Origin of the sequence: Sphingomonas sp. LH128 (genome assembly GCF_000293195.2) — a bacterium.
GTDB classification, from domain to species: domain Bacteria; phylum Pseudomonadota; class Alphaproteobacteria; order Sphingomonadales; family Sphingomonadaceae; genus Novosphingobium; species Novosphingobium resinovorum_A.
The window spans coordinates 1-5,046 of record NZ_ALVC01000233.1 but is presented as its reverse complement, the minus strand read 5'-3'; the positions used below and the strand labels follow the sequence as shown (position 1 = coordinate 5,046).

General features: G+C 63.3%; 6 protein-coding genes. 3 read left to right on the top strand and 3 right to left on the bottom strand.

The features are described from left to right. Together LH128_RS18590 and fixJ are read left to right on the top strand one after the other, a co-directional pair. The coding region (locus LH128_RS18590) for an ATP-binding protein (RefSeq protein ID WP_008831220.1) at nt 1-252 on the top strand (252 nt) is incomplete at its 5' end. Next, nucleotides 152-853, top strand: a complete 702-nt coding sequence (gene fixJ, locus LH128_RS18585) for a response regulator FixJ (protein ID WP_327195212.1) — start codon at nt 152-154, stop codon at nt 851-853. The genes LH128_RS18590 and fixJ, both read left to right, overlap by 101 nt. Nucleotides 854-963: 110 nt before the next feature. Here the strand turns inward: fixJ and LH128_RS18580 are convergent, their stop codons facing one another. Further along, a complete protein-coding gene (locus LH128_RS18580; RefSeq protein ID WP_233448252.1) occupies nt 964-2,034 on the bottom strand; it encodes an alpha/beta hydrolase in 1,071 nt (356 codons plus the stop codon). Between LH128_RS18580 and LH128_RS18575 the strand changes: the two genes are divergently transcribed. Beyond that, complete coding sequence (locus LH128_RS18575; RefSeq protein WP_008831217.1) at nt 2,033-2,884, top strand: glucose 1-dehydrogenase; 852 nt, start codon at nt 2,033-2,035, stop codon at nt 2,882-2,884. The genes LH128_RS18580 and LH128_RS18575 overlap by 2 nt on opposite strands. Nucleotides 2,885-3,091: 207 nt before the next feature. Here the strand turns inward: LH128_RS18575 and LH128_RS18570 are convergent, their stop codons facing one another. Further along, nucleotides 3,092-4,180: a mechanosensitive ion channel family protein gene (locus LH128_RS18570; RefSeq protein ID WP_233448253.1), complete on the bottom strand. Its 1,089-nt coding sequence runs from the start codon at nt 4,178-4,180 to the stop codon at nt 3,092-3,094. 205 nt (nt 4,181-4,385) lie between these two features. Further along, on the bottom strand, nt 4,386-4,697 hold the full coding sequence (locus tag LH128_RS18565; protein WP_008831215.1) for a DUF6894 family protein: 312 nt from the start codon (nt 4,695-4,697) through the stop codon (nt 4,386-4,388). Nucleotides 4,698-5,046 lie beyond the last annotated feature (349 nt).

Here is a 5,046-nt window from a genome sequence, read left to right as displayed (position 1 = left end):
GCCGACGCCGACATGGCGCGGGTGACGGTCGCCGATACCGGCCCGGGCATCGCGGCCGATGTGGCCGACCGGCTGTTTCAGCCGTTCATCACGACGAAACGCACCGGCATGGGTGTAGGCCTGTCGATCTCGCGCACGATCGTCGAGGCCCATGGCGGGCGCATCTGGGCGGAATCTCATGACGGGGGCGGGGCCGTGTTCGGCTTCACGCTGCCCAAGGCGGACAAGGAAGGGCCAGGCGATGGCGAGTGACCCGATCGTTTATGTGATCGATGACGACGATAGCGTCCGGCATTCACTGGAATTTCTCCTTGATGTGGCCGGGATACGGGTGCGCTCCTATGCTTCGGCAGACGCTTTCCTAAAATCATCGCCGCCCCTCGCCGGCGCCTGCCTCGTGACCGACGTGCGCATGCCCGGGATGACCGGCATCGAGCTGGCCGAAAAGCTGCAGCTCGCCGGCGCAGGTGTCCCCGTCATCGTGGTGACCGGCCATGCCGACGTCCCGCTGGCGATCCAGGCGATGAAAGCCGGCGTGGCGGACTTCATCGAGAAGCCGTTCGATGACGAGGTCATGCTGAGCGCGATCCGCAGCGCGCTGGCGCGCACCGCGGGAGATGCCGCCTCCGCCGCGGAAAGGCAGGCCATCCTCGACCGCATCGCCATGCTCAGCCCCCGCGAGCGCGAGGTCATGGACGGCCTCGTCGCCGGCCAGGCGAACAAGGCGATCGCCTATGACCTGGAGATCAGCGCGAGGACGGTCGAGGTCTACCGCGCCAATGTCATGATGAAAATGCAGGCAAAGACCTTGTCCGACCTCGTCCGGATGGTCACGATCGCGCGGCTATCCTGAGAGGCACCAAGGAGCGTCCTTGATAATCGGCGGAAGGGCTCGCCCGGCCCTCCGCGACCGTCGGACAAGAGAAGGGCCGATCTCAACCAGACAGCCCCTCACCCGTCACATCACATCGGTTCAATGCTGCGGGCGCCAGATCCGGCACGGACGCCGTTGCGCTCGATGAACTGGAGCGCCGTCTGCGCGACCTCTTCCCAGCCGGGCTCGTTGCAGATGAAGTGGCTCCGGCCAGGAAAGGACACGAACTCCGCAACGCTCCCCTCATCCTTATAGGCCCTGTGGTTTTTCTCGGTCAGATGCGCCGGGATGATCTCGTCCTCCTCACCGCCGATCAGCAGCAAGGGCGCGTGCGGCGCGCCGAGATCGATCCGGCCATCCTCGCCCATACAGTCGCGCAGGATATTGCGGCTGTCATGCGTCGCCGTCGCTTCGAACGCGCGCGCTGCCTCCTCTTCGCTCAAACTGTTGGCGAAAGCGCCGTGGAAGGTCTTGGCATCCATGTAGATGGGTTCGTCACCCTTCAACGGGTTGGCGATGATCGCGCTGTTCTTGAGAAAGCCCCAGTCGAAGTCGACCATGGCATTGGGCGCGACGGAATCGATCGCCACCCCGGCTGACAGCAATCCCCGGCTCAACAGGATCTGGGTAATGAGACCGCCCACCGAATGGCCGATCATCACCGGGCGGCCGAGCCCACGCACCGTAACCTCGATAGATGCGATGACATCCTTGAGGCGAAGTTCGCCCAGACCCGGCGGCGGATTATCGCGCAGCGAGCGCGGATCACCTTCATGCAGCGGCCAGGCCGGGGCGTGGCAATTGTATCCCTTGTCGCTGAACATATGGATCCAGTTTTCCCAGCTTTTGGGGTTCTGGAACATGCCGTGGACGAAGACGATGTCGGTCATGCGATAATCTCCTGCTGATCTGCGCCTTCCCGGTGCGCGACCGTTCAGGATGGGTTCCTCGAATGCCTCGAGACCCAAGGACGAGAACGCGCGACCATGATTGGCGTTGCCCGGGATGACTTCTCGCGATGACGGCGCCTCGCCGCGTCGTCGTGCCGGTCGCTTCCTCCATCCTGTGCCGGCGCCTGGGCTCCTAATGTCTCGGTCCGTCGCCAAGGCGAAGAACCGATCCGCACCGGGCGAGTTCTCTTGTGAGAAGGAGATGTCCATGAGCGATACCCAGGGGATGATTGACGAAGATGCGCTTCCGGGTCACGAGAGCGGTCTCGATCCAAAGCCAGAGTGGCAACCGCGCTACAAGGGTTCCGATCGCCTCGCGGGCAAGGTCGCGATCATCACCGGTGCTGACAGCGGGATCGGCCGGGCGGTGGCGGCGCTCTATGCCCGGGAGGGCGCCGACATCGCGATCGCCTATCTGTGCGAAGATGACGATGCGGCCGAGACGAAGCGCATCGTTGAGGCCGAAGGGCGCAAGGCGATCACCATTCGGGGTGATATCGGAGAGAAGGACACTTCGGAGCGGATCGTCGCCGAGACGCTCAGCGCGTTCGGCAAGATCGACATCCTGGTCAACAATGCCGGCGAGCAGCATCCCGACAAGGACATCACCGACATTACCGAGGAACAGCTGCGTCGCACGTTCCAGACCAACATCTTCGGGATGTTTTTCCTCGTCCAGGCGGCGCGGCCGCATCTCAAGCAAGGCGCTGCCATCATCAACTGCACCTCGGTCACCATGTACCAGGGTTCAAAGGAATTGCTCGACTACAGTTCAACCAAGGGCGCCATCACCGCCTTTACCCGCTCGCTGTCCGAGAACCTCGTCGGCGACGGCATTCGCGTCAATGCAGTGGCGCCGGGGCCGATCTGGACCCCGCTCAACCCCTGCGGCGGCGCCAGCCCGGAGAAGCTCGACCATTTTGGCGAGAACACCCCGATGGGCCGGCCCGGACAGCCCAACGAGGTCGCCCCCGCCTTCCTTTTCCTCGCCTGCGAGGACTCCAGCTACATGTCGGGGCAAGTCCTGCATCCCAACGGCGGCACGATCGTGAACGGCTAAGGCAAACGCTGGAACCGAACTCAAGCGGTTTCAGGATAGACACGTGCCCCATGCGCCCAAGGCCTAGAGTATGACGATTTCGCCTGCTCGAAGGCTGCGCGCGCCAGGCACAGCTGGCGAGACTTTTGGGGCCATTGCGTGACGGTCTCGCCAACAGCCGGCGTTCCCCTGGCGCGATACGTCACCCGCGCGCGCTGCCAGCCGCCGTCACGCCCGTCCGCTCTCTTCCCTGACCTGCGCGGGCGGGTCCGGCTTTGTTTTCTCGGCGAGCAAGTTCACCTGGGTCGGGTAAGCAAAGCTGATGTCGTTATCGCGAAAGCGCGACAGTATCGCCGCAGTCACCCGGTCTCGTGCATCGGGCGGGAAGTCTGCTTCTTTGGACTCGAACTCGACGTCGTAGCTGATGCCGCTTGAGACGAAGCCGTTCACCCCTCCATGTATGAGGGTGTAGCCTTCGCTTTCGACCGCATCCCTTAGCAGACCCGGTATTTTGAGGATGACTTCCGGCGCCGCCGCGTAGCCAATCACAAACTCGAATTTGAAACGGTTGCGCAGGCGCCGGGTCGTGTTGAGGATTTCGAAGTCCAGCAGCTTCTTGTTCGCGATAATCCGCTCTTCGCCAGGCCCGCCCCGAATCCGCGTCGACTTGAGACCGATCGATTCAACTGTCCCCGAGCCGGCGCCCTTGTCATAGGAAATGGAATCGCCAATGCGAAACGGGCGGTCGAAAAGGATGGCGAGCGCTGCGAACAAGTCGGCGAAAATGCCTTGTGCCGCGAGGCCAATCGCGATGCCGCCAATCCCAAGGCCCGTTACCAGCCCGGTGACGTTCACCCCCAGATTGCTCAGCACCACCACGAGCGCGATCGCGAAGAGGGAGATCGTCACAAGGAGCCGTATGATGCCAAGGGCGCTCATGAGTGCCCGACTGTTATGCTCCTGGTCGCGCATGCGATGCTCGATCGCTCCGAAGACGACTTCTCGGGCCCATAGCGCGCCCTGGAATACCGCGGAGATCGTGAACAATGTGGCGATCGTGGTAGTCAGCCAGGCCGGTGCGTCGGCGTATCCCACTACGAGCCGCGCGGCGACAAGGATCATGAAGATCTGCCCGGTACGCCCGAAGGCTCGCCCCAGGATACTGTACCAGCTCGCCGCGCCTTCGCCCCGCTGACACAGTTTAACGCTCCATCCGCGCACAAGGTTGAGCAGCAGATAGATCGCCGCGCCTGCGGCGGTGGCGATCGCGATCTCAAGCCAGTTGGCCCCGATCCAAAGCGTGGCCTCGTCGATCATCCTGTCAAAACTGAAACGTGGATTCATCTGACAAATACGTCCGCTCGTTGCTGACGCTGTCCGAAATCGCGAAAGAGTGTGGGGGGTTCCCGCTGGATTTGCTCTGTACGCTCACCGTGCGTCAGGCTGCCGGAGCAGAGCGGATGCTCTTCCGCGCCGGCATCGGAATTCCCAGTCCAGCCCATCGCCGCCGGTGGCGGGCCGATTATGATCGTCGAGGCTCGCTCTTGCCGCCGCTTTGGCGCACTTCGACCGCCTCATCGAAACGAACCTGGCCGATCGTCGCGCCATTCCCGTCGCGCACCACGATGCGGTGATCGAGGATGAGATGGCCGTGCTCGCGGATGGATTCTACAGCCAGGTTCTGCGCCTCGGCGCGTGCGCGCTTCAGCGCCGCCTCGCTGTCGGCAAGTTCGATGCCGCTTTCATCCTCGGTCGTTTCGTCATTGTAGATGTCGAAAAAGTAGAGCGGCATGGTCGGGTATGTCCTGCATCGGGCCGAGAACTTGCGGAGCATCTGTCATCCGCCTTTGTCCGTGCAACGCCGTGTCAAACGCGGGCGTTCCCTGAGCATCACGTCACGGGCCAGTCCTCCTCGAACCGCGCCACCGTGAGCCGTTAATCAAGAGACCGCCGAAACGACATTACTTCCAACCGAGGGGAAATTTGCCGCAGCGGGAAAGCCGGTGCGCACCGCGCACCAGCCTCTCGTTCGCTCGTCAGCGGCGGGTCGCGGGTATCTTGGTTCCGACCGTCTTGGGGACGCCCGCGGGCAGGACGCCCGACTTCGGCGGCTTCTCGGCCTGGCGGTAGCGGCCCACAAGCGAGCCCTTGGCGATGACGTGGCCCTGCGCGGCGGCAAGCAC

Excerpts from the sequence above, each read along its gene's own strand:
- fixJ (WP_327195212.1), top strand. The coding sequence starts at position 152 with ATGGCGGGCGCATCTGGGCGGAATCTCATGACGGGGGCGGGGCCGTGT.
- LH128_RS18575 (WP_008831217.1), top strand. The coding sequence starts at position 2,033 with ATGAGCGATACCCAGGGGATGATTGACGAAGATGCGCTTCCGGGTCAC.
- LH128_RS18580 (WP_233448252.1), bottom strand. The coding sequence starts at position 2,034 with ATGGACATCTCCTTCTCACAAGAGAACTCGCCCGGTGCGGATCGGTTC.
- LH128_RS18570 (WP_233448253.1), bottom strand. The coding sequence starts at position 4,180 with ATGATCGACGAGGCCACGCTTTGGATCGGGGCCAACTGGCTTGAGATC.
- LH128_RS18565 (WP_008831215.1), bottom strand. The coding sequence starts at position 4,697 with ATGCTCCGCAAGTTCTCGGCCCGATGCAGGACATACCCGACCATGCCG.